At 45.8% G+C, this 22,024-nt stretch carries 19 protein-coding genes; all 19 read right to left on the bottom strand.

From position 1 onward, the window contains the following. Positions 1 to 84: 84 nt before the first annotated feature. Positions 85 to 1,023: a bifunctional riboflavin kinase/FAD synthetase gene (locus MHI12_RS11290; RefSeq protein WP_036671020.1), complete on the bottom strand. Its 939-nt coding sequence runs from the start codon at positions 1,021 to 1,023 to the stop codon at positions 85 to 87. A 70-nt stretch (positions 1,024 to 1,093) separates the two neighbouring features. After that, positions 1,094 to 2,017 carry a tRNA pseudouridine(55) synthase TruB gene (gene truB, locus MHI12_RS11285; protein WP_036670396.1) on the bottom strand — a complete coding sequence of 308 codons (924 nt, stop codon included), beginning with the start codon at positions 2,015 to 2,017 and terminating at the stop codon, positions 1,094 to 1,096. After that, positions 2,011 to 2,988: a bifunctional oligoribonuclease/PAP phosphatase NrnA gene (locus MHI12_RS11280; RefSeq protein WP_076318527.1), complete on the bottom strand. Its 978-nt coding sequence runs from the start codon at positions 2,986 to 2,988 to the stop codon at positions 2,011 to 2,013. The genes truB and MHI12_RS11280 overlap by 7 nt, the downstream gene beginning before the upstream one ends. A 19-nt stretch (positions 2,989 to 3,007) precedes the next feature. Further along, positions 3,008 to 3,367: a 30S ribosome-binding factor RbfA gene (rbfA, locus tag MHI12_RS11275; protein ID WP_017689140.1), complete on the bottom strand. Its 360-nt coding sequence runs from the start codon at positions 3,365 to 3,367 to the stop codon at positions 3,008 to 3,010. Between the two features lie 25 nt (positions 3,368 to 3,392). Further along, the gene (gene infB, locus MHI12_RS11270; RefSeq protein WP_047842501.1) at positions 3,393 to 5,978 is read right to left on the bottom strand and encodes a translation initiation factor IF-2; all 2,586 of its coding nucleotides are present in this window, start codon (positions 5,976 to 5,978) and stop codon (positions 3,393 to 3,395) included. After that, positions 5,971 to 6,300 (bottom strand): ribosomal L7Ae/L30e/S12e/Gadd45 family protein, encoded by a 330-nt coding sequence (locus MHI12_RS11265; RefSeq protein WP_017689142.1) that lies wholly within the window; start codon positions 6,298 to 6,300, stop codon positions 5,971 to 5,973. The genes infB and MHI12_RS11265 overlap by 8 nt, the downstream gene beginning before the upstream one ends. Beyond that, the gene (rnpM, locus tag MHI12_RS11260) at positions 6,293 to 6,598 is read right to left on the bottom strand and encodes an RNase P modulator RnpM (RefSeq protein ID WP_017689143.1); all 306 of its coding nucleotides are present in this window, start codon (positions 6,596 to 6,598) and stop codon (positions 6,293 to 6,295) included. The genes MHI12_RS11265 and rnpM overlap by 8 nt, the downstream gene beginning before the upstream one ends. 25 nt (positions 6,599 to 6,623) lie before the next feature. Next, positions 6,624 to 7,721 carry a transcription termination factor NusA gene (gene nusA, locus MHI12_RS11255; protein ID WP_036609309.1) on the bottom strand — a complete coding sequence of 366 codons (1,098 nt, stop codon included), beginning with the start codon at positions 7,719 to 7,721 and terminating at the stop codon, positions 6,624 to 6,626. Between the two features lie 123 nt (positions 7,722 to 7,844). Further along, positions 7,845 to 8,306 (bottom strand): ribosome maturation factor RimP, encoded by a 462-nt coding sequence (rimP, locus tag MHI12_RS11250; RefSeq protein ID WP_047842499.1) that lies wholly within the window; start codon positions 8,304 to 8,306, stop codon positions 7,845 to 7,847. 255 nt (positions 8,307 to 8,561) lie between these two features. Next, positions 8,562 to 12,881 carry a PolC-type DNA polymerase III gene (locus MHI12_RS11245; RefSeq protein ID WP_405172393.1) on the bottom strand — a complete coding sequence of 1,440 codons (4,320 nt, stop codon included), beginning with the start codon at positions 12,879 to 12,881 and terminating at the stop codon, positions 8,562 to 8,564. Positions 12,882 to 13,263: 382 nt separating this feature from the next. Next, positions 13,264 to 14,718 (bottom strand): proline--tRNA ligase, encoded by a 1,455-nt coding sequence (gene proS / locus MHI12_RS11240; protein WP_091031854.1) that lies wholly within the window; start codon positions 14,716 to 14,718, stop codon positions 13,264 to 13,266. A 62-nt stretch (positions 14,719 to 14,780) separates the two neighbouring features. Beyond that, a complete protein-coding gene (gene rseP, locus MHI12_RS11235; protein WP_405172392.1) occupies positions 14,781 to 16,052 on the bottom strand; it encodes an RIP metalloprotease RseP in 1,272 nt (423 codons plus the stop codon). A 113-nt stretch (positions 16,053 to 16,165) separates the two neighbouring features. Beyond that, entirely contained in the window at positions 16,166 to 17,305 is a 1,140-nt protein-coding gene (locus MHI12_RS11230; protein WP_405172391.1) for a 1-deoxy-D-xylulose-5-phosphate reductoisomerase, read from the bottom strand. 70 nt (positions 17,306 to 17,375) lie between these two features. Beyond that, entirely contained in the window at positions 17,376 to 18,170 is a 795-nt protein-coding gene (locus MHI12_RS11225) for a phosphatidate cytidylyltransferase (RefSeq protein ID WP_047842497.1), read from the bottom strand. A 16-nt stretch (positions 18,171 to 18,186) separates the two neighbouring features. Then, entirely contained in the window at positions 18,187 to 18,954 is a 768-nt protein-coding gene (locus MHI12_RS11220) for an isoprenyl transferase (protein WP_017689151.1), read from the bottom strand. Between the two features lie 89 nt (positions 18,955 to 19,043). Then, a complete protein-coding gene (gene frr / locus MHI12_RS11215) occupies positions 19,044 to 19,598 on the bottom strand; it encodes a ribosome recycling factor (protein ID WP_341006916.1) in 555 nt (184 codons plus the stop codon). Then, entirely contained in the window at positions 19,598 to 20,326 is a 729-nt protein-coding gene (gene pyrH, locus MHI12_RS11210) for a UMP kinase (protein ID WP_017689153.1), read from the bottom strand. Before pyrH ends, frr begins: the two co-directional genes overlap by 1 nt. A gap of 232 nt (positions 20,327 to 20,558) precedes the next feature. After that, positions 20,559 to 21,209 (bottom strand): translation elongation factor Ts, encoded by a 651-nt coding sequence (gene tsf / locus MHI12_RS11205; protein ID WP_036609326.1) that lies wholly within the window; start codon positions 21,207 to 21,209, stop codon positions 20,559 to 20,561. Between the two features lie 115 nt (positions 21,210 to 21,324). After that, positions 21,325 to 22,023, bottom strand: coding sequence for a 30S ribosomal protein S2 (gene rpsB, locus MHI12_RS11200; RefSeq protein WP_047842496.1), 699 nt, complete (start codon positions 22,021 to 22,023; stop codon positions 21,325 to 21,327). Position 22,024 lies beyond the last annotated feature (1 nt).

Here is a 22,024-nt window from a genome sequence, read left to right as displayed (position 1 = left end):
ATGTTGCCTCAATCGACAACGTAGTACAGTATATCATAATTGCCTAGTTAAAGTAAATGTAAACATGCATTTAATCCTGAACCTTTAAGATAACAGGCGGCCGGCAGTTAATGCATCTTCACGAATCTGGCTAATCAATGCCTCAATGGAGTCAAACTTTCGTTCTGCACGAATATAGTGAACGAGCTCAACCTTTAGTTCCTGGTCATACAAGTGTCCATCAAAATCAAGCAGATGCACTTCAAACGTAGGTTTCATCCCACTTTCATGAAACGTAGGTTTCACACCGAGATTCATTACGCCATGCAGTTCCTGTTCGCCATACTGCACACGAACAGCGTAAACACCCTTCGACGGGGTAACGTAATGATCCGTGAGTTCAAGGTTCGCTGTAGGAAATCCAATCGTTCGTCCACGCTTCTCCCCGTGAATGACGGTTCCTCTGATGCTGTAAGGTCGGCCAAGCCACTGACTGGCCTCATCCATCTCCCCACGCTTCAACAGGCCACGAATGAGAGAACTGCTCACTTTTTCACCATTTAACAAGAAAGGAGGAACGGTTTCCACCGTCATCTCTCCTTCTCCCAAAGTACGAAGAAGTTGTTCATCCCCTGCACCCTTGTGACCAAAACGGAAGTCAAAACCAACCACCGCTGTTCTTGTCTGAAGAGGAATCAACAGGTCGTGTACGAATTGTTGCGGCGTCAACCGTGAGAAATCTTCATTGAACTCCACCACATAGAGTACATCAACGCCCATTCCTGCCAAGATGTCTTCTTTATCTCTCAAGGGAGTTAAATAACCCTCGTAATCCCCTTTGCGCATAACTTCCTTCGGATGTGGATGAAAGGTCATGACCGCTGCCTGCATGCCCGTTTCCCGCGCAATGCGGACAGCTGATAAAATGACACTTGCATGTCCGAGATGCAGTCCGTCGAATTGACCAATCGCAAGCACTTGGGGCAGTGTGCTCAGCTCAGTCGAATGTAACGTCTGCGGATAGGTTAGCATTACGGTTTTCACAATCATTCACCTGCATTTCACTAGATAGGCCAAGCTAGAGCATCACCACAACTCCAAGCCCGAAACCTCTTTATTCCGGCAAAAAGACTTTAACTGCCCTCACCGTTGGTTTTAGTTCATCCCGTTCAAATATCCCCAGAAACGTACCATCCTGAGCATACAACCGCAATAAACCAGGTTGCTCTACAGGCGGTTCCAGAAGACGTGCAGACAGTTTCTGACCTTGAAGTGCTCCTTTGGTCTGTTCTTCTCCAACCTTATGGGCAGGAATTGAAGCAATAGCCTCGTCAACAGGAATCAGCGCCTCCGCCAAAGTCCCGTCAGCCATAAGTTGTTCCACTTCTTCAATACGAAGACAACGATCTGCAGAGATACCTGCCGATATCGTACGCTCCAGTTGAACCATGGTTGATGGATATCCGAGTTGCCGGCCAATGTCTACACACAATGTCCGAATATAAGTACCTTTTGAACATAAGGCCCGGAAGGATATATCGGTGGTCTCACCCTGAGTCTCAATCCCTGTAAGTTCGAGCTCATAGATTGTGACCTCACGGCTCTTACGCTCTACCGTTTTACCTTCACGAGCAAGCTCATAAAGACGTTTGCCGTCTACCTTTACCGCAGAATACATGGGTGGTACCTGTGAGATCGTGCCCAGGAACTGCTCAAGCACCTGTTGAACCTGTTCCTGTGTTACTTCCACAGTCGTCTCAGCCCGCTCAATGACTTCCCCTGTCATATCCTCTGTGTCAGTAGACAGTCCCAATCTCAGCGTAGCCAGATATTCCTTCGGAAGCTCCTGCATGTACTCCACCACACGTGTCGCCCGTCCAAGACAGAGCGGCAGAACCCCTGTAACTTGTGGGTCAAGTGTGCCCGTATGCCCAATGCGCTTCATTTTGAGAATGCGACGCATTTTGGCTACAACATCATGAGAAGTAAATCCCGCCGGTTTATATACCGGAAGTACACCTTCAAATGGCTTTACCATTGTGAATTCACCTGCTTCAGTACTTTTGCGATAATATCATCAAGTCTGCCTTCCAGACGACATCCGGCTGCGAGCACATGCCCGCCTCCGCCAAAGGTCTGTGCTAGTGCAGCAACATCAATCTTACCAGCTGAACGCAAAGAAACCTTGACTGCATTCTCGTTGATGACTTTGAAAAAGATACCAACTTCCACGCCCTGAATATTGCGCGGATAGTTCACTACCCCTTCAAGATCTTCATTAGCTGCTCCACAAGCCACCATATCATCTGGTGTGATAACAACCCAGGCTATCTTACCATCATCTGTCATCTGCAGGCTTGATAGTGCCTGATTCAAAATCCGAACTTGCGGAAGGGTCACCTGCTCCAACAAGGTCTGGGCGAGATAGGGTCCATCCACGCCATGTTCAAGCAGTCTGGAGGCCGTTGTCATTACATTTGGGCTGGTGTTCGCATAGCGGAATCCACCTGTATCGGTAAGCAATCCTGTATAAACTGCCGTCGCAACATCTTTATCCCATGTTACTTGGAACAGGTTAAGAAAATCGAACAAGATTTCAGCCGTTGCAGCAGCATCAGACTTAATGATGTTGACTGTACCATAACCGTCATTTGTAGGGTGATGATCAATATTCAAGATAACAGCATCATCTTCAAAATAATGACGTGTCAAACCTACTCTGGCAAAGTCAGCACAATCCACACAGATAACAGCTTTATATTTTCGCTGCGGTGGTTGTTCGGTCATGTTCACAATGTTGCCTGCTTCCCACAAAAATTGCATGCGCCCGGGGATTTCACCTTCATTAATCATCGTGAATGTCTTACCCAGACATGACAGCAGCCAGCCCACCGTTACCGTCGAGCTGACTGCGTCACCGTCCGGCTGTACATGCGACACGACCAGGTAATCATCATGCTCCAGCAGAAATTGCTTTCCGGCCTGGAGCGCCTGTTCATAAGTGTGCATTGCCGTCTCCTCTATTCTGTTACTGGGATTCGTTCTTGTCGGAACCAATATCGCCAAGCAGCTTCTCAATTCGGCTGCCATAAGCGATGGATTCGTCAATCTTAAATATCAACTCGGGAACATGCCGGAACCGGATACGTTTGCCCAACTCCGAACGCAAAAATCCATTTGCTTTTGCCAGAGCTTTCAGCGTGTTATCTTTTTGTTCCTGTTCACCGAAGACACTCAGATAAACTTTGGCTTGCGACAAGTCTCCTGTCACTTCGACTCCCGTTACCGTAATAAAGCCGATACGTGGATCTTTCAGTTCAGACTGGATGAGCAGACTTATTTCTTTCTTGATCTGCTCGCCCACTCTACCTGTACGAATCTTAGCCATTGTTGTTCACCTCATGCTTCCTTGCTTATCGTTGTACGGTCTCCATAATGAAAGCTTCGATAACGTCGCCTTCTTTGAGATCATTATATTTATCAAGTGTGATACCGCACTCGTAACCTTGTGCTACTTCTTTGGCATCATCTTTATAACGTTTCAGGGAATCCAGCTTACCTTCGTAAAGGACAATGCCATCACGAATCAGGCGTGCTTCCGCAGAACGCGTAATTTTACCCGAGGTAACCATACAACCAGCGATGGTACCCACTTTACTGATGGAGAACGTGCTCCGAACTTCAGCATGACCGATAACTTTTTCTTTGTAGATCGGATCAAGCATACCTTTCATCGCTTGTTCAATTTCTTCGATAACACTGTAGATCACGCGATGCAGACGAATGTCTACTTGCTCTTGATCTGCAGTTGATTTCGCCTGGTTATCAGGACGAACGTTGAAACCGATCACGATAGCATTGGATGCTGCAGCTAAAATGATGTCGGATTCTGTGATTGCACCAGCGCCGCTATGAATGATTTTCACGCGTACACCTTCAACTTCGATCTTCGCAAGGGAACCTTTCAATGCTTCAACCGAACCTTGTACATCACCTTTGATGATTACGTTCAGATCTTTGATCTCGCCATCTTTGATGTGCTGGAACAGATCATCCAACGTCACACGAGTATGCGTACCCAGATCGGATTCGCGTTGCGTGATCGAACGTTTGTCAGCGATGGAACGCGCTTTGCGCTCATCTTCAAACACCATGAATGGATCTCCCGCACCTGGAACTTCAGTCAGACCTGTGATTTCTACAGGTGTTGAAGGTCCAGCTTCTTTCAATTTGCGACCTTTGTCATTGACCATCGCACGAACACGACCGAAGCAGTTACCTGCAACGAAAGCATCGCCGACTTTCAATGTACCGTGCTGTACGAGGATACGTGCAACTGGGCCACGTCCTTTATCCAACTCGGCTTCAATCACTGTACCACGGGCACGTTTGTCCGGGTTCGCTTTGTATTCGTTCACTTCTGCAACCAGCAGAATCATTTCAAGCAGACCTTCCAGACCCATTCTTTGTTTTGCTGACACGTTAACAAAGATGGTATCTCCGCCCCACTCTTCAGGAACGAGTTCATAGCTGGTTAATTCTTGTTTCACTTTGTCTGGATCAGCGCCCGGCTTGTCAATTTTGTTGACAGCCACGATGATTGGTAGCCCAGCAGCTTTGGCATGGTTAATCGCCTCAATGGTCTGTGGCATAACACCGTCATCCGCAGCTACGACAATAATCGTCATATCCGTAACTTGTGCGCCACGTGCACGCATCGCTGTAAACGCTTCGTGACCCGGAGTATCCAGGAACGTGATCTTTTTGTTGTTAATTTCAACTTGATATGCACCGATATGTTGCGTGATTCCGCCTGCTTCGCCATCGGATACATTCGTGGAACGAATCGCATCCAGCAAAGTAGTTTTACCATGGTCAACGTGACCCATGATCGTAACTACTGGTGGACGAGCCTGCAAGTCAGCAGCATCATCATTCTCTTCCAGTGTTTCGAAACGGTCATCTTCAAGCACAATCTTCACTTCAACCTCAACACCGAATTCACCTGAAAGCAGAAGGATCGTTTCGATATCAAGCTCTTGGTTGATTGTTGCCATAACACCCATAGCGATAAGCTTTTTGATAACTTCGGAAGCATCCTTATGGAGCAACTTCGCTGTTTCACCAACGGTCATATCACCACGAACGATGATTTTCTTAGGTGTGTTATCAATTTTCTCACGTTGTTGGTACTGTTGTTGATTTCTGTTGCGGTTATTCTTGCCACCACGGTTACCACGGAAGTTGCCGCCACGGTTGTCATCATAACGACGTCCACCGCCACCGCTGTTCGAACGGTTACCACTATTGTTGTTGCTGCCAGTAGTACCACCTGGGCCGCTTCTACGTTGGCCTTGTCCTTGGCTCTGACCTTGGCCACCACTACGGTTGCCAGCAGTACCTGTATTACCACCGCTGTTAGGGCCTGAAGTTCTTACTTGACCGCCACCGCTGTTATTCGGACGTTGACCCGTTCCTTGCGGACGGGATGCAGTACTGCTTTGTCCACCTTGAGCTGGTCTTGGACGGTTAGTTGATTGTCCTCCTTGGCTTGAGCCTTGGGAAGAGTTCGTTCTGTTGCGGCTATCTTGGCCGCTGGGTCTTTGGGTGCCATTGTTATTGTTGGAATTTGGTCTATTGTTCATACCTACCTGCTTTTCCTGTTGTATTTTTGTTTGTACGGGACTACCGGATGGGTTACTGCTCTTCGGCGTGTTCACTCCGCCGGCCGGCTTGTTGCTGTCCACTGGTTTGTCACTGCGCACTGCCGAAGTAGCAACTGGTTTTGCATCGTTGCCTTGTTTCGAAGCAGCAGTGGATTTTATATCTTTAAAAAATTGTTCCACCTTACCGACTGAACCATTCTCCATGACACTCATATGATTGTTTACGGGAATTTCCAGCTTTTTAAGAATGGTTATAATTTCTTTACTACTCATATTAAGGGACTTCGCATATTCATAAACTCGCAATTTATCCTTGTTTTCCTGTTTACTCAATATACTCCACCTCCGACATTATACCGACTTGCTTGGAGATCATTTTTGCAAACCCTCGATCCGTTACTGCAAGAACAACACGCGTGTCTTTACCGATACTTGAACCCAGACTATCCCGGTCAAATCCGATCAACAGAGGAACCTTATAAGTTCCGCATTTATCGCGAAATTTCTTTTGTGTATTGGCTGAGGCGTCACCCGCAACAATAACCATTTTAGCTTCGGAAGAACGGATCGCTTTAAGTACAATTTCTTCACCTGTTACAAGTTTACCTGCACGCATAGAGAGTCCCAAATAAGACAGCGTTTTAATATTAGTCATGTTCACGCTCCTGTGCTGCTTTGAATTCATCCTCAACCGCGATGAAATCAGCTGCTAATTGCTCGTAAATTTCAGGTGAGACTTTGCCTTTTAACGCCCGATCCAAAGCCCGGTTTTTGAGTGCGAGCTTAAAACAGGACTCTTTGCCGCATAAATAGGCACCACGTCCGGATTTTTTGCCAGTCAAATCGATCAGCACTTCATCCTCTGGCGTTTTAACAATGCGAATCAGCTGCTTTTTGGGCATCATTTCTTGGCATGCCACACATTTGCGCAGCGGCACTTTTTTTGGTTTCATACGTCAGCGCCCCCCGTACTTTACTTTAGTCGACGGAGACGGAATCCTGATGCATTTCAGAAGAAGAATCTTTTTCTCTGCCGAATTCCTGTTCCGCCTGGCTCTCGCTCTTAATGTCGATTTTCCAGCCGGTTAATTTGGCTGCTAATCTGGCATTTTGGCCTTTGATACCAATTGCGAGCGACAGTTGATAGTCCGGAACGATAACCCGAGCCATCTTTTCTTCCTCAAATACATGAACTTCCAATACTTTGGAAGGACTCAGTGCATTAGCAACATATTCGTCTACCTGATCGGAGAAACGAACAATGTCGATTTTTTCACCGCGCAGCTCACCCACAATGGTCTGCACGCGCATTCCCCTAGGACCTACACAAGATCCAACTGGATCAACTTCCTCGTTGCGGGAGTGAACGGCAATCTTGGAGCGGAACCCTGCTTCGCGAGCGACGGAGCGAATTTCAACTACACCGTCAAAGATCTCAGGCACTTCCAGTTCAAAGAGACGTTTCAAGAGGCCCGGATGGGTACGGGACAAAATGATTTGCGGCCCTTTTGTCGTATTCTCGACCTTGGTGATATACGCCTTAATACGGTCACCATGAACAAACTTCTCGTTCGGCATCAATTCGGTCAGCGGTAAAGCCGCTTCGATTTTGCCCAGATCGATGTAGATATTGCGCAAATCCTGACGCTGCACCACTCCCGTAACGATATCTTCTTCCTTATCTACGAAAGCGTTGTAGATCAGGCCGCGTTCGGCTTCACGAATCCGCTGGGTCACTACCTGTTTGGCAGTTTGTGCCGCGATACGTCCGAAATCACGCGGCGTAACTTCAATCTCCGCAATATCTTCCAGCTGGAAGTGTGGGTTGATTTCTCGTGCAGCAGGCAATGAAATTTCGGTACGTGAATCCAGGACTTCTTCCACGATCAATTTACGGGCATACACCCGAATAACTCCCGTATTACGGTTCATGTCAACACGCACATTCTGGGCCGTGTTGAAATTCCGCTTGTAGCTGGAAATTAGTGCAGCCTCGATCGCTTCAAACAGCACATCCTTGCTGATCCCTTTTTCCCGTTCCAATTCATTCATTGCTTCAATAAAATCCGTACTCATGAATGTTGATCCCCCTTTCAAACATGGCATCTCATACGTAAAACGGCGAAAGGCTCTGAACTCATGAGCACCTTGCCGTTATCGTGAGATGTGTCTTTTTCATTAATAAAGTGAACAAGGCACTTAAAACAAAATAGCTAGGCGCGCACTGGCAACCTTATCATAAGAAATGGCATGCTGTTTTTTGCCTGCTTCGATCACGAGTTCCTCGTCATCAAAGGAAAGCAGCTTGCCTTCAAATTCCTTCAATCCGTTCACCGGCTCGTAGGTTGTAACAAAAACATTTTTGCCTACAGCTTTGGTAACGTCCTCAGGTTTTTTCAGGGGACGCTCCGCACCGGGAGAAGACACTTCAAGGAAATAGATGGTTGGAATCGGATCGTTCTCATCCAGCTTGGCGCTCAGCTTTTCGCTGATCAAGACACAATCGTCGATGTCGATGCCACCCTCTTTGTCGACATACACCCGTAAAAACCAGTTGCTGCCTTCTTTGACGTATTCGATGTCAACCAGCTCGAAGCCTTGTTCGTTCAAGTAGGGTTGGATCATTTCTTCCACGGTAGATTTAATGTTCGTTGTGCTCAAAACCAATAACCTCCAACTTAGGTTACACCAGCAAAAAAGCACTGGCAGATTATTCAATACCCAAGATTCTTGTATACCAAAGACTAAAGAGTGGGTTTCCCCACTCTTTAGAAATTCGTACTATCTCGTTCACTTCAAAAATTATAACATAGTCTGGTAATAGTGACAAGTAAGCGATGCTTCAGGCAGTTTACTTACTAATGAAGGAAAAATTACGTCCCCCAACAATCGCTAAGGTTAGATCCAAATTCAATCCTAGAAAAGGGAAAGCTGATTGCTCTCTGGCAAGCCACGGAAACATCCCATATTCGACAGGAGTTCAACAATGGTCTTACTTGCTTTCGACTTCTGCTGGAAGTCTTCCACCGACAGGAATTCACCATGATCTCTTGCCGCAGCGATATTGCGAGCAGCGTTATCCCCGATTCCTGCCAAAGCTGAAAATGGAGGGATTAGTGATTTTCCGTCAACGATGAACTTCGTCGCTTCCGAACGATATAAGTCAATAGGTTTCAGCGAGAATCCGCGAGCTGCCATTTCCAGACCCATTTCAAGGACAGGGAGCATGTTTTTCTCTTTCGGCGGTGCCTGGAAACCTAATTGCTCGATCTCCGTAATTTTCCGGTAGATTGCGTCATATCCCTGACACATCAGTTCGATATCGATCTCATCCGCCCGTACCGTAAAGTAGGTTGCGTAATATTCAATCGGATGATATAGCTTGAAGAATGCCGTACGTACTGCGGAAATAACATAAGCGGCCGCGTGAGCCTTCGGGAACATGTACTGGATTTTGAGGCACGAATCAATGTACCATTGAGGCACTTTACAATTCTTCATCTCGTCAATCCATTCCTGTGGCAGACCTCGTCCCTTACGAACACTCTCGGTAATCTTAAATGCCAGACTTGCGTCCATTCCCGTTTTATAGATCAGGAACAACATGATATCATCCCGACAACCAATTACCGTCTTAATGTTACACGTTCCGTTCTTAATCAGATCCTGAGCGTTTCCAAGCCATACCCCTGTACCATGGGACAATCCGGAAATCTGCAGTAAATCGGCAAAAGACGTCGGCTGGGATTCAACAAGCATCTGACGTACAAACTTCGTTCCCATCTCCGGCACGCCAAACGTTGCGACTGGCGACCTAATCTGTTCCGGTGTAACACCCAGAGCTTCGGTTGAGTTAAACATGCTCATGACTTTCGGATCATTCATCGGAATGGTCGTTGGATCGACACCTGTCAAATCCTGCAACATCCGCATCATAGTTGGGTCATCGTGCCCCAGAATATCAAGTTTCAGCAAGTTTTCTTCAAAAGCATGATAATCAAAGTGTGTCGTTTTCCACTCCGCATTAACGTCGTCAGCCGGAAACTGAACAGGTGTAACGTCTTCGACCTCGATATAATCAGGTACTACGACAATACCGCCGGGATGCTGTCCAGTACTCCGTTTCACCCCAGTACAGCCAGAGGCCAAACGATTCAATTCAGCTCCACGCCATTTCTTCTGATGATGTTCCTCGTACTTCTTGGCAAAACCAAATGCTGTTTTCTCAGCCACCGTACCGATGGTCCCCGCACGGAAAACACTCTTCTCACTAAATAGTACTTTCGTATAGTTATGAGCATGAGGCTGATAATCACCAGAGAAGTTCAAGTCAATATCGGGAACTTTATCTCCCTTAAATCCAAGGAAGGTCTCAAACGGAATATCCTGGCCTTCTCCTTTAAGTGTGCCACCACAATCCGGACACTCTTTCTCTGGAAGGTCAAATCCACTCCGAACACTGCCGTCCAGGAACCACTCGCTGTGTTTGCATTCTGAATTCACACAAATATAATGAGCAGGTAGTGGATTAACCTCGGATATACCCAAAAATGTAGCAACAACAGAGGAGCCTACCGATCCCCGCGAACCTACGAGATAACCATCCTGATTCGATTTTTTAACCAAGCGTTCCGAGATCAGATAGTTGGCAGAAAAACCGTATTTAATAATTGGAATGAGCTCTTTTTCTAGTCGTGCCACGATTACTTCTGGTAATTCCTCGCCATAGATGGACTTGGCAGTGTCATAACAGGTATTACGGATTTCTTCGTCCGCACCTTCCAGAATCGGAGTAAACAGTTTGTCCGGGAATAACTTAATTTCCTCAAAACGATCAGATAACTGTATCGTATTTGTAACAACGACTTCGTAAGCCTTATCTTGGCCCAGGAACTGAAACTCTTCCAGCATTTCCTCTGTCGTTCTAAAATGTGCATCCGGTTTACGTTGATCTTTGAGTGGACTAAAACCTGTAATTCCGTGAATGGTGATATCCCGATATAACTTGTCACGCGGTTCCAAATAGTGCACGTTACCTGTGGCTATAACTGGTTTATTAAATTTTGCACCTATATCAATGACTTTACGGATCGCTGTTTTGATTTCTTCGGGTGTAGCCACCAACCCTTTATCCACCAAATGCATATACATGGTAAGTGGTTGAATCTCCAGTATGTCATAAAACTCAGCGATCTCTTCCGCTTCTTCGAGCGATTTGTTAAGCACCGCTTCGAAAAACTCCCCTTTTTCACAGCCCGATATAATAACAAGGCCTTCACGCAAATTAATCAGTTTTGATTTGGGAATGCACGGTACCCGCTTGAAATGTTCCGTATGAGAGAGAGATACCAGCTTGTATAGATTTTTCTTACCGACATCATTCAATGCATAGATTCCACAATGGAAAGGTCTTGTATTCGACAAGTCGACACCTACATAATCGTTCAAGCGATCAAGCCTCGTTAAACCTTTCATCTGAGCAGCATCATTTAATAATCCGATCAGTATACCCGCGAGTGCAATCGTATCATCAATGGCACGGTGATGACTTTCAAGTCCAACCTTATATTTATCTGCCATCGTATTCAGACGGTGGTTCTTATTTTTTGGAAATAACAATCGCGCCAGTTCCAACGTGTCAAGGACAGGGTTAGGAAGCTCTGGCATTCCAATTTGCTTCAGGGAAGCCTGGATAAAGCCCATATCAAAACGTGCATTATGCGCAACAAGCACACCATCACCAGCAAACTGCACAAACTCACGAATGACAGGCTCCAGCTCAGGTGCGTCTTTTACCATGTCATCATTAATATTGGTCAATTGCTGAATGTTGTAGGGAATGCGTTCATGCGGATTCACAAACGTTGCAAATCGGTCGATTTCTTTACCATCTTGCATCTTCACGGCTGCAATCTCAATGATTTTGTTCTGTGTTACCGACAAACCTGTGGTCTCGATATCAAATACGATGTATGTCGCTGTTTGGAGATCCAACGGCTGTGGAGCCATTACGACCGCAACGGAGTCATTCACTACATTGGCTTCAAGGCCGTAGATCATTTTAATCCCGTTTTTCTTAGCAGCCTTGGAAGCCTCGGGATATACCTGCACCCCACCATGATCACTGACAGCAATCGCTTTATGTCCCCACTCCGCTGCCATTTTCACGTATTTGTCGATTGAAGTTACAGCATCCATGGTACTCATCGTAGAGTGCAAATGGAACTCCACCCGTTTCTCTGGTGCATTATCTTTACGAGACGGCGGTGCTTTAACTTCAATCAGGTCCGATGGAATCATGGCCAGTTCAGGAATTTGCATAAACCGGTCATATTCTACACGACCACGCACTTTTACCCATTTACCGTTAGCCAGCAAACTAAGAATTTTAACGTCCTCTTTTGTTTTGGCAAACATCTTCATTTGCATGGAGTCCGTGAAGTCGGTCAGGTAGAAGGTAAACAACGTATTTCCGTTTCGCAGTTCTTTACGATCCAGTCCAAACACCGAACCTTGAAGCGTAACCTTTTTCTCTTCATCCTGGATTTCCTGCATGGGTACTGCCGGCTCCTTGATGTCATAACCCATTTGCAAACGCAGATCACCCTGCTCCTCATCCACCGGGATTTCTGTGTCCACTTCACTCATCATCTTCTCGATGACCTCAAGTTCTTCTACACGTTTTTGGGCCTGGAACTGTTCCATGGCCTCTTTATTACTGCCCACTTCACCCACTTGCATCTTGATGCGAAGAGGTAGATGAAAGTATGTTTCATAGAATTTTGTAATCGCCTGATCAATCTGTTTCTTACGAGCCAATTCCATCGACGTTGCATCACTCATTGTCAGTTGTAGGAGATCCTCTTCACATTCAAAGGTTGTCCGGTTCATCCAACCATTTACAGATGGAATCTCACGGGTAACCCACTCCAGAAACAGATTCCAATATTCACTGACGATATCACCATTTTGTACTCGGTCCGTGTATTTGAAGCCAAATGAAATTTTGGCGATATGATTCATTTTCTCTTGAATATGCAGGCAAAATGTGCGATAGATTGGAGCGGGTACCAACGTATCCTTTGCAATCAGAATATTCCATTCCCGATTACTTCGATTGGTCTCTACTTGTTCAATCCATCCATCCAAAAAATAGGGCTCTAACAGACCAGCCGGAAGCTCTGCCTGTTTCATCAACAACTCAAACCGTTTTCTTTTCTCCTCGAATCCGCTCATCGTGTTCCTCCTTGTACCCCCTTAAAGCATGAAAAGCCCCTGCATTCAAAAATGTCACCGATCCGAACTCGCACCGACTCATTTTATCCGACAGAAGCTCTCCATTCATTACTCTTACAGTCCGTACGTGCCGTTATATACATTGAACAAAAAGATATTTACACTTACCACTCCGATAACAGAACAACCTTCCGATCGCTGTTACCCCCAGATTTTTTGATTCCCATTAACAAAGGGGAAAATCCGGGGATAAAGGCGCAGCGTATGCTTCCGATGTAGCTTTCTTTCAGAAAGCTTTTAGCTCCGCTTCTTCAGGTTATTTCTGTTCTCTACGTTCTCATGTAAATGTTTAGTTCAATGTATATAGTCAGGTTATCCTGACTTAGTATGCTCTTGCAAACACAACCGTGTGTTCTGCCTGTTCACCACAAGCCAGGCACGTATGCTTTTCTTCCGCAGGCTGGAACGGAATGTTCCGGCTTGTTGCACCTGTAACTTCTCTTACTTTATCTTCGCAAGCTTCTGAACCGCACCATCCGGCCAGTGTAAACCCGCGTTTATTTTCCATCAGTTCTTTCATCTCATCGAGTGTATCCACGGAATAGAAGTTATCCGACATAAATGTGCGAGCACGCTCTAACATATCTACCTGGATCTGTGTCAGCATAGCCTGGATCTCTTCTACTAGGTTCGCTTGTTCTACCACTTTCTTCTCACCTGTGATCCGTGATACGAGCACACAAACGCCATTTTCCATATCACGTGGACCAATCTCCAGACGAATGGGAACACCGCGCATCTCGTATTCATTGAATTTCCAACCTGGGCGAACATCGCTGCGATCATCCATTTTCACACGAACTCCAGCTTTTTTCAACTCAGTGAACAACTCATCTGCACGCCCAACAACAGCATCACGTGTTTTCGGAGGTCCAATTGGAATCATGACCACTTGTGTTGGTGCGACTTTAGGAGGAAGTACGAGACCACGGTCATCTCCGTGAACCATAATTAATGCACCGATCAAACGTGTGCTTACTCCCCATGAAGTGGTGTAAGCCAGCTCGAGCACATTATTCCGGCTAAGATACTGGATTTCAAATGCTTTTGCAAAGTTCGTCCCCATGTAGTGAGATGTACCTGCTTGTACAGCACGTCCATCCTTCATCATGGCTTCGATCGAGTAGGTATCCACCGCACCCGCAAACTTCTCGGACTTGGTTTTCTGACCCACAATTACAGGAATAGCCAAGTATTCCTCAACCACTTCACGATAAATCTCCAGCATTTTCATCGTTTCTTCACGTGCTTCTTCTTCCGTCTCATGCGCTGTATGACCTTCCTGCCACAGGAACTCACTTGTGCGAAGGAATGGCAACGTTCTTTTTTCCCAACGAACTACGTTAGCCCACTGGTTGATCAGTACCGGAAGATCCCGATAAGACTGAATCCACTTGGAATACATGTGACCAATAATCGTTTCGGATGTAGGACGGATTGCCAGACGTTCTTCCAGCTTCTCTCCGCCAGCTTCCGTAACCCATGGTAATTCAGGGTTAAAACCTTCCACGTGCTCTTTTTCCTTTTGAAAGAAGCTCTCAGGAATGAACATCGGGAAGTATGCGTTGCGATGACCCGTTTCCCGAAAACGACGATCCAACTCATCCTTAATATGTTCCCAGATTTCAAATCCGTCTGGTTTGAACACAATACAACCGCGTACGGGTGCATAATCCATGAGATCAGCTTTTTTGATAACATCAATGTACCAGCGCGAGAAATCCTCACCCTGTGGTGTGATTTCAGTCACGAACTGTTTATCATTTTCCTTTGACATAAGACTCCAGCGTCCTCCCATAACGACTATCTCTGAATGTACAGAGCGTAGTCCAACCGTAATTATCCGTTAATTAAACGTAATATATCATTGTAAGTTACTGCCAGCATCAACACAAACAACATCGCAAATCCGATGAAATGCACCATGCCTTCGCGATTGGGATCAACAGGTCTGCCGCGCAGCGCTTCAATTCCCAAAAATACCAGACGGCTGCCGTCCAGTGCAGGTATTGGTAGCAGATTGAAAATCCCAAGGTACAGACTCAAAATTGCTGCCCATCTCGTTAACTGTTCAATCCCTTGTTTAGCAATTTGCCCTGTCACTTCGAATGTACGAACTGGGCCACCAATATCATCCATGTTGAATTGATTGATCAGATGTTTAAAACCTTCAAATATTATTTTGGTTGTATCAACCATAGCCACGCCTGAGACTTTAAATGTCTCTACAAATCCAACAGATCGGGTTGGTAACGTAGGTACGATTCCCACTTTACCGCCCTCTTGTCCTTCTACAGCACGTGGAGTAATCGTTATATTAAACGTATCCGAACCCCGGCGCAGCGTCCATTCCATCGGCTTGTCTTTGGAATCGGCAATCATCGACACCATTTTTTGTGAATCCGTACCAATTGCAGTACCATTGATGGTTTCGATAATATCGCCCTTTTGCAGGTTCGCCTGATCGGCTGCCCCACCTTCAAGCACTTCACCAATTACAAGATTTTTTGGATTTTCCACTGGAACTCCTGCCATCTGCGCATATACAGCAAACAGCACAAAGGCCAAAATAAAGTTCATCAGAGGTCCCGCAAAAATAGCCAATGCACGCTGTCCAACGGTTTTGCTGCCGAATTGACGATCTTTCGGTGCAATCTGCGTTTGTTTACCACGACTTACCAACATTGCTTGAGGATGAATACGATACTCCTGAATCTCTCCATCTACATCGAGTTGAAGCTTCAGCGCTCTCTCCATATCAATGAAGATGACTTCACCACGTATTACATTTTTACGGTTATCCAGCTGGTCCAGATAGATCATCTTCACCTGGTCATCCGCTGATCTTACCGCAATGGTCTGTCCTTCCTGGATCTCTACCAGTTCCGGATCTTCCCCTGCCATCCGTGCATATCCACCAAAAGGCAACAAACGCAATGTAAACTGGGTCTCGTTTCTTTTATATGAGAACAATTTGGGACCAAAACCGATCGCAAACTCCCGTACAAGAATACCGGCGCGTTTGGCAAAATAATAATGCCCCCATTCATGAACCGTCACGATGACAAAGAACATGAGCACCGTTAGAAATACCACTTGTATGGTTTCCAATCCCTATCCATCCTCCTTCACGGCACATACCGCAGTCTGTCCCTCTAGATTATCATTATTCTCTGATGCCGCACAAGAGAATCACTTCTTCCAATTTGTAATGAAAAAAGAGATTACAGACTGGCCGCAAGCTTACGGCTCTCTTGATCACAACGTGCGATCTCCTGCAGATCAGGCTCGTCCACATTGTGGTGTGCTTCCAGCACAGAAGCAATAATATCTTCTATTTTAAGGAATGAAATCTCTTTACGCAAGAAACGGGCTACAGCAACCTCGTTGGCTGCATTAAAAGCCGTTGTTGCGGTTCCTCCCATTTTACCACACTCATACGCCATTCTTAAACACGGGAACCGTTCCATATCCATCTCACGGAAATGTAATTTCCCAGCTTGAGCAAGAGACAGACGCTGTGCCGGTGATGGCAAGCGGTCGGGGTAAGTCAGTGCATATTGAATTGGAACTCGCATATCCGGATTCCCCAGTTGTGCGATGATGCTTGTGTCATCAAATTCCACATATGAATGAATAACACTCTCTGGGTGAAGCAATACATTAATCTGATCATATCGAAGACCAAATAACCAATGTGCTTCAATGACCTCGAGACCCTTGTTAACCATTGTTGCCGAATCTATCGTGATTTTGGAGCCCATTGACCAATTTGGATGTTTAAGTGCATCCTCTATAGTCACGTTCTTCAACTGTTCACGGGTAAGATCACGGAATGATCCACCTGAAGCGGTGAGCGTGATGCCTGTCAGGCGTTCTCTGTTTTCACCATTTAAACATTGGAATATCGCAGAGTGCTCACTATCAACGGGCAGTAAAGAGACTCCTTTGGCAGCCGCTCTTGTCGTAACGATATGCCCCGCTGTAACCAATGTCTCCTTATTGGCCAGTCCGATCTGTTTGCCTGCATCTATGGCAGCAAGCGTTGACTCCAATCCAACACTGCCCACCACCGCTGTAACAACCGTATGCGCATCGGTTCCTGCCGCAACTTCTACGAGTCCTTCGTTGCCATAAAATAGTTGCGTTCCTGCTGGCAAATGTGGAGCTATCTTCTCCGCCAGTTCTTTGGACCCCACTGATACTTTCTTCGGCCGGTAACGTTTGGTTTGTTCGATCAGCAGGTCTGTATTGACTCCGGCAGCCAGTCCCTCCACTTGAAAGAGTTCTGGATGCATGTCAACTACATCCAGTGTCTGGGTTCCAATGGAACCGGTTGACCCGAGAATCGCAATTTTTTTCATGCTGCACCTCATCTTTAATTATCCAATGCCTACGGCGAACAATGCTGTTATCTCAGACTCATGTTCTTCTTTAGTAGGGCAGTAGCATTAGTATATGTACGAATGGAAAAACAACAATCCAGCTGTCGCACCGATCAAGAATGCCTCCATGCCCAGGGAGAAGACTGCCTGAATCCTTGATATTATATACACGTTTGTATGCAGACTGGATCAAGTCACCCATCTGACCTACAACTGCACAGGCAATTCCGATCACAATCGCTCTCTGCCAGGAAAGCAAACCATCTGATACTAATGCAAAAATAACAGAAGTAACAATTGCAATTACGATGCCACCCAGTGCACCCTCTATAGTCTTGTTTGGACTGATGGAAGGCCACAGTTTGTTTTTACCAATGAGTTTCCCTACAAAATAAGCTCCTGCATCACTGGCCCATATGGAGCCCAGCAACAGGAACGTCCAGAACAACCCATGAAGCAGATGTCTGGATTCTGCAATGTAATAGAAACCGATCCCTATATACAATACGCCAAGGAAAAGCATCGCTACTGTATTCACGGGAACCTTATTTTTGGTGACAACCGAAGCTGTCATCAGTACAAGCATTACTATCCAGATGACCTGAAATAAGGATAGCGGTCTTGCCTCCCAAAGCATTTCCCAAGGAAACACAATGGCAAACACACCAGCATATCCAATCAGGGCCACACCTGAAAAAGGCATCACCCCGGTCATTTTAACAAATTCATAATAACCGATGAGAGCCATAAGCAATACCAAACCATGGTACCAGGGTCCGCCCAGCATGCAAAAACCTAAAAACAACACACCTGCTATGATTCCTGTCGTTAGTCGCTGTTTCAACGGCTTCATCCTCCATCTATTTCAAACCGCCGTAACGCCTTGTTCTGCGCTGATATTCGGCTACTGCTTCAAGCAAATGCTTTTTGCCAAATTCGGGCCAGTATATATCCGTAAACCATAATTCACTATATGCAAGCTGCCAAAGCATAAAGTTGCTTAATCTCAACTCTCCGCTCGTCCGGATCAGCAGATCCGGATCAGGCATGTCAACCGTCAGCATATGTCTATCGATGAGTTCAGGTGTTATATCCTCTGCCGATAGTTCCCCCGATTTCACCTGCAGAGCGATCTGTTTAACACAGTCCGTCATTTCACGACGACTTCCATAGTTCATTGCAAAATTCAAAACGAGACCTGTATTATGTTCCGTAAGACGAATGGCTTCCCGCAAGGCATTAATGGTATGAGAAGGTAAATGTTCCTCTTGACCCATCATGCGAATGCGCACATTTTTTTCTATAAGTTCATCCAGCTCTATGGCTAGAAATTCTTGCGGAAGTCGCATCAGAAAATCCACTTCTTCTTTTGGACGCGTCCAGTTTTCTGTCGAAAAAGCGTACATCGTCAGATATTTGATGCCCAGTTCATCCGCCGCGATGGTCGCACGTTTGACCGCCTTCATGCCATTTTGGTGCCCGGCTATACGCGGGAGTCCCAAACGTTTGGCCCATCGTCCATTGCCGTCCATGATGATGGCGACGTGCTGCGGGATATTGTCCTCGGATATAGTCAGCGTTTCCTGCTTGTCAGCCCCATTCCACCACGACCGAACCCGTTTGATCATTCCTGTTCCTCCAAAATCCCTGAAGTTTCTTTATCTGAAGCTTGGAAAAAGAGACAAAACCCCACCGTATTGGAGGGGCTGCGCTTGTCTTACACTTCCATGATTTCTTTTTCTTTGGCAGCGAGTACCTTATCGACTTCAGCAATAAACTTGTCGGTCGATTTTTGGATATCATCCTGATGTCTCCGCGATTCATCCTCGGAAATATCTGACTTTTCCAATTTTTTGATGTCATCATTCGCATCACGGCGAATGTTACGAATCGCTACTTTACCTTCTTCACCGAACTTCTTCGTCAGCTTAACAAGTTCCGCTCTACGTTCTTCCGTCAATGCCGGAATAGACAAACGGATCATGCTACCATCATTGGCTGGAGTAAGACCCAGATCTGATTTCATGATGGCACGCTCGATGTCACCCATGGAGGATTTGTCCCAAGGCTGAATCATCAGTGTACGGGAATCCGGAGTACTGATATTAGCGAGTTGATTCAATGGCGTCATTGCTCCATAATACTCTACCTGAATTCGGTCCAGAAGAGCTGGAGTTGCACGGCCTGCACGCAAAGTAGCCAGGTCACGACGCAATGCTTGAATTGCTTTTTCCATACGCTCTTCGGCATGTTGTTTAACCGCTTGTGGCATTAATCTACACTCCCTTTAACGATTGTTCCGATACGTTCGCCCAGAACAACACGTTTGATGTTACCTTGTTCCGTAATGGCAAATACGATCAACGGGATGTTGTTGTCCTTACAAAGCGAGGATGCCGTTGAATCCATTACACCAAGGTCTTTGTTAAGAATATCCATGTAAGTCAACTGATCAAATTTCACAGCTGTACTGTCCTTAAACGGATCTGCTGAGTATACACCATCAACTTTATTTTTGGCCATCAAGATAACTTCTGCTTCAATCTCCGCTGCGCGCAGTGCTGCTGTTGTATCCGTGGAAAAGAACGGGTTACCTGTACCTGCTGCAAAAATAACGACCCGGCCTTTTTCCAGATGGCGAATAGCTCTACGACGAATATAAGGCTCTGCAATCTGTTGCATTGCAATAGATGTCTGTACACGCGTAGGCACTTCAATCTGTTCCAAAGCATCCTGCAGTGCCAGCGAGTTCATTACTGTCGCCAGCATACCCATATAATCGGCAGTTGCACGATCGATGCCGTTTTCACTACCGGCAATTCCACGCCAGATGTTTCCGCCGCCACATACAATAGCAACCTGTACACCAAGTGCAACAACCTCTTTTACCTGTTGGGCAATCGACGAGATCGTATCTGCATCAATACCGTAGCCGTTTTGACCGGAAAGAGACTCTCCGCTGACCTTTAAGACAACACGTTTAAATACTGGCTGTTCCAATTATTCACCCTCCACTTTGAATCGAACACGCTTGGTGTTCAACCAACAAAACTTCTCGCGCATGGCCTCCTGCTTAAAAAGAAAGGAACACAGTTGTGTTCCGCTCTTTTAGGAAAAACGTTTAACCGGTAAGGCACTGTTTTCCTGAGATATAAGGGAGTTTACGCTTCGAAGTTTCATCATTCTTATATCTTCGAAAATCAATTCTGCTCGCCGGTTTATAGAAACCGTCTTATTTGTTTACTTGGGACATTACTTCTTCTACGAAGTTGTCTACTTTTTTCTCAAGACCTTCACCCAGTTCGTAACGAACGAAACGACGGATGGAGATGTTTTCACCAATTTGGCTGATTTTTTCGTTCAGCAATTGAGAGATCGTTTTGTCTGGATCTTTAACAAAAGTTTGTTCCAGCAGGCAGTACTCTTCGTAGTATTTACCGATACGGCCTTCAACCATTTTTTCAATGATTTTCTCTGGTTTACCTTCGTTAAGAGCTTGAGCTTTCAGGATTTCTTTTTCTTTTTCCAGCTCATCTGCAGGAACTTCTTCGCGTGTAACGAATTTAGGATTAGCTGCAGCGATTTGCATAGCTACATCTTTAACGAAATCCTTAAATTGATCCGTTTTACCAACGAAGTCTGTTTCACAGTTAACTTCAACCAAGACACCAATACGTCCACCAGCGTGGATGTAAGATTCAACAACGCCTTCAGTTGCTGCACGGCCTGCTTTGCTTGCTGCTGCAGAAAGACCTTTCTCACGCAACAATTCAGCTGCTTTTGTTACATCACCGTTTGCTTCTTCCAATGCTTTTTTGCAATCGAGCATACCAGCGCCCGTTCTTTCGCGAAGTTCTTTTACTGCACTCGCATTAACTGCCATTATAAATTCCCTCCAACATTAAGTATTGTACGTACACTCTAAAAAAAGGGCAGTGAGAGGTTATCCACCTGCCAACCACCCTTTTCATTTAGTTTATAACATATGTTCGAATCTATTAAGCGGAAGTTTCTTCGCCTTGGTTAGCTTCGATTACAGCATCAGCCATTTTACCTGTCAGCAATTTAACAGCGCGGATCGCGTCGTCATTACCTGGGATAACATAATCGATCTCATCCGGATCGCAGTTAGTATCAACGATACCAACAATTGGGATACCCAATTTGCGAGCTTCCGCAACAGCGATACGCTCTTTGCGTGGATCGATGATGAACAGGGCGCTTGGCAGGCCTTTCATATTTTTAATACCGCCCAAGAATTTCTCCAGACGATCTTTTTCTTTGCGAAGCAAGATAACTTCTTTTTTAGGCAATACAGCGAATGTACCGTCTTCTTCCCAAGCTTCCAACTGTTTCAAACGATCAATACGTTTTTGAATAGTTTGGAAGTTAGTCAGGGTACCGCCAAGCCAGCGTTGGTTAATGTAAAATTGACCAGCACGTTCAGCTTCTTCTTTAACGGAATCTTGAGCTTGTTTCTTAGTACCCACGAAAAGAATTGTACCATTCTCTCCTGCGATTCCTTTAACGAAGTTGTAAGCCTCTTCGACTTTTTTCACCGTCTTTTGCAAGTCGATGATATAAATTCCGTTTCTTTCAGTGAAGATATAACGATCCATTTTTGGGTTCCAACGACGAGTTTGGTGACCGAAGTGTACCCCAGCTTCGAGAAGCTGCTTCATGGAGATTACTGCCATC

It is taken from the genome of Paenibacillus sp. FSL H8-0280 (assembly GCF_045040665.1).
Lineage (GTDB): Bacteria > Bacillota > Bacilli > Paenibacillales > Paenibacillaceae > Paenibacillus > Paenibacillus xylanexedens_A.
This window is presented reverse-complemented; position numbering and strand designations above follow the sequence as displayed.

Excerpts from the sequence above, each read along its gene's own strand:
- truB (WP_036670396.1), bottom strand. The coding sequence starts at position 2,017 with ATGGTAAAGCCATTTGAAGGTGTACTTCCGGTATATAAACCGGCGGGA.
- MHI12_RS11280 (WP_076318527.1), bottom strand. The coding sequence starts at position 2,988 with ATGCACACTTATGAACAGGCGCTCCAGGCCGGAAAGCAATTTCTGCTG.
- rbfA (WP_017689140.1), bottom strand. The coding sequence starts at position 3,367 with ATGGCTAAGATTCGTACAGGTAGAGTGGGCGAGCAGATCAAGAAAGAA.
- MHI12_RS11265 (WP_017689142.1), bottom strand. The coding sequence starts at position 6,300 with ATGACTAATATTAAAACGCTGTCTTATTTGGGACTCTCTATGCGTGCA.
- rnpM (WP_017689143.1), bottom strand. The coding sequence starts at position 6,598 with ATGAAACCAAAAAAAGTGCCGCTGCGCAAATGTGTGGCATGCCAAGAA.
- nusA (WP_036609309.1), bottom strand. The coding sequence starts at position 7,721 with ATGAGTACGGATTTTATTGAAGCAATGAATGAATTGGAACGGGAAAAA.
- MHI12_RS11245 (WP_405172393.1), bottom strand. The coding sequence starts at position 12,881 with ATGAGCGGATTCGAGGAGAAAAGAAAACGGTTTGAGTTGTTGATGAAA.
- proS (WP_091031854.1), bottom strand. The coding sequence starts at position 14,718 with ATGTCAAAGGAAAATGATAAACAGTTCGTGACTGAAATCACACCACAG.
- MHI12_RS11230 (WP_405172391.1), bottom strand. The coding sequence starts at position 17,305 with ATGAAAAAAATTGCGATTCTCGGGTCAACCGGTTCCATTGGAACCCAG.
- MHI12_RS11220 (WP_017689151.1), bottom strand. The coding sequence starts at position 18,954 with ATGATCAAACGGGTTCGGTCGTGGTGGAATGGGGCTGACAAGCAGGAA.
- frr (WP_341006916.1), bottom strand. The coding sequence starts at position 19,598 with ATGCCACAAGCGGTTAAACAACATGCCGAAGAGCGTATGGAAAAAGCA.
- tsf (WP_036609326.1), bottom strand. The coding sequence starts at position 21,209 with ATGGCAGTTAATGCGAGTGCAGTAAAAGAACTTCGCGAAAGAACGGGC.
- rpsB (WP_047842496.1), bottom strand. The coding sequence starts at position 22,023 with ATGGCAGTAATCTCCATGAAGCAGCTTCTCGAAGCTGGGGTACACTTC.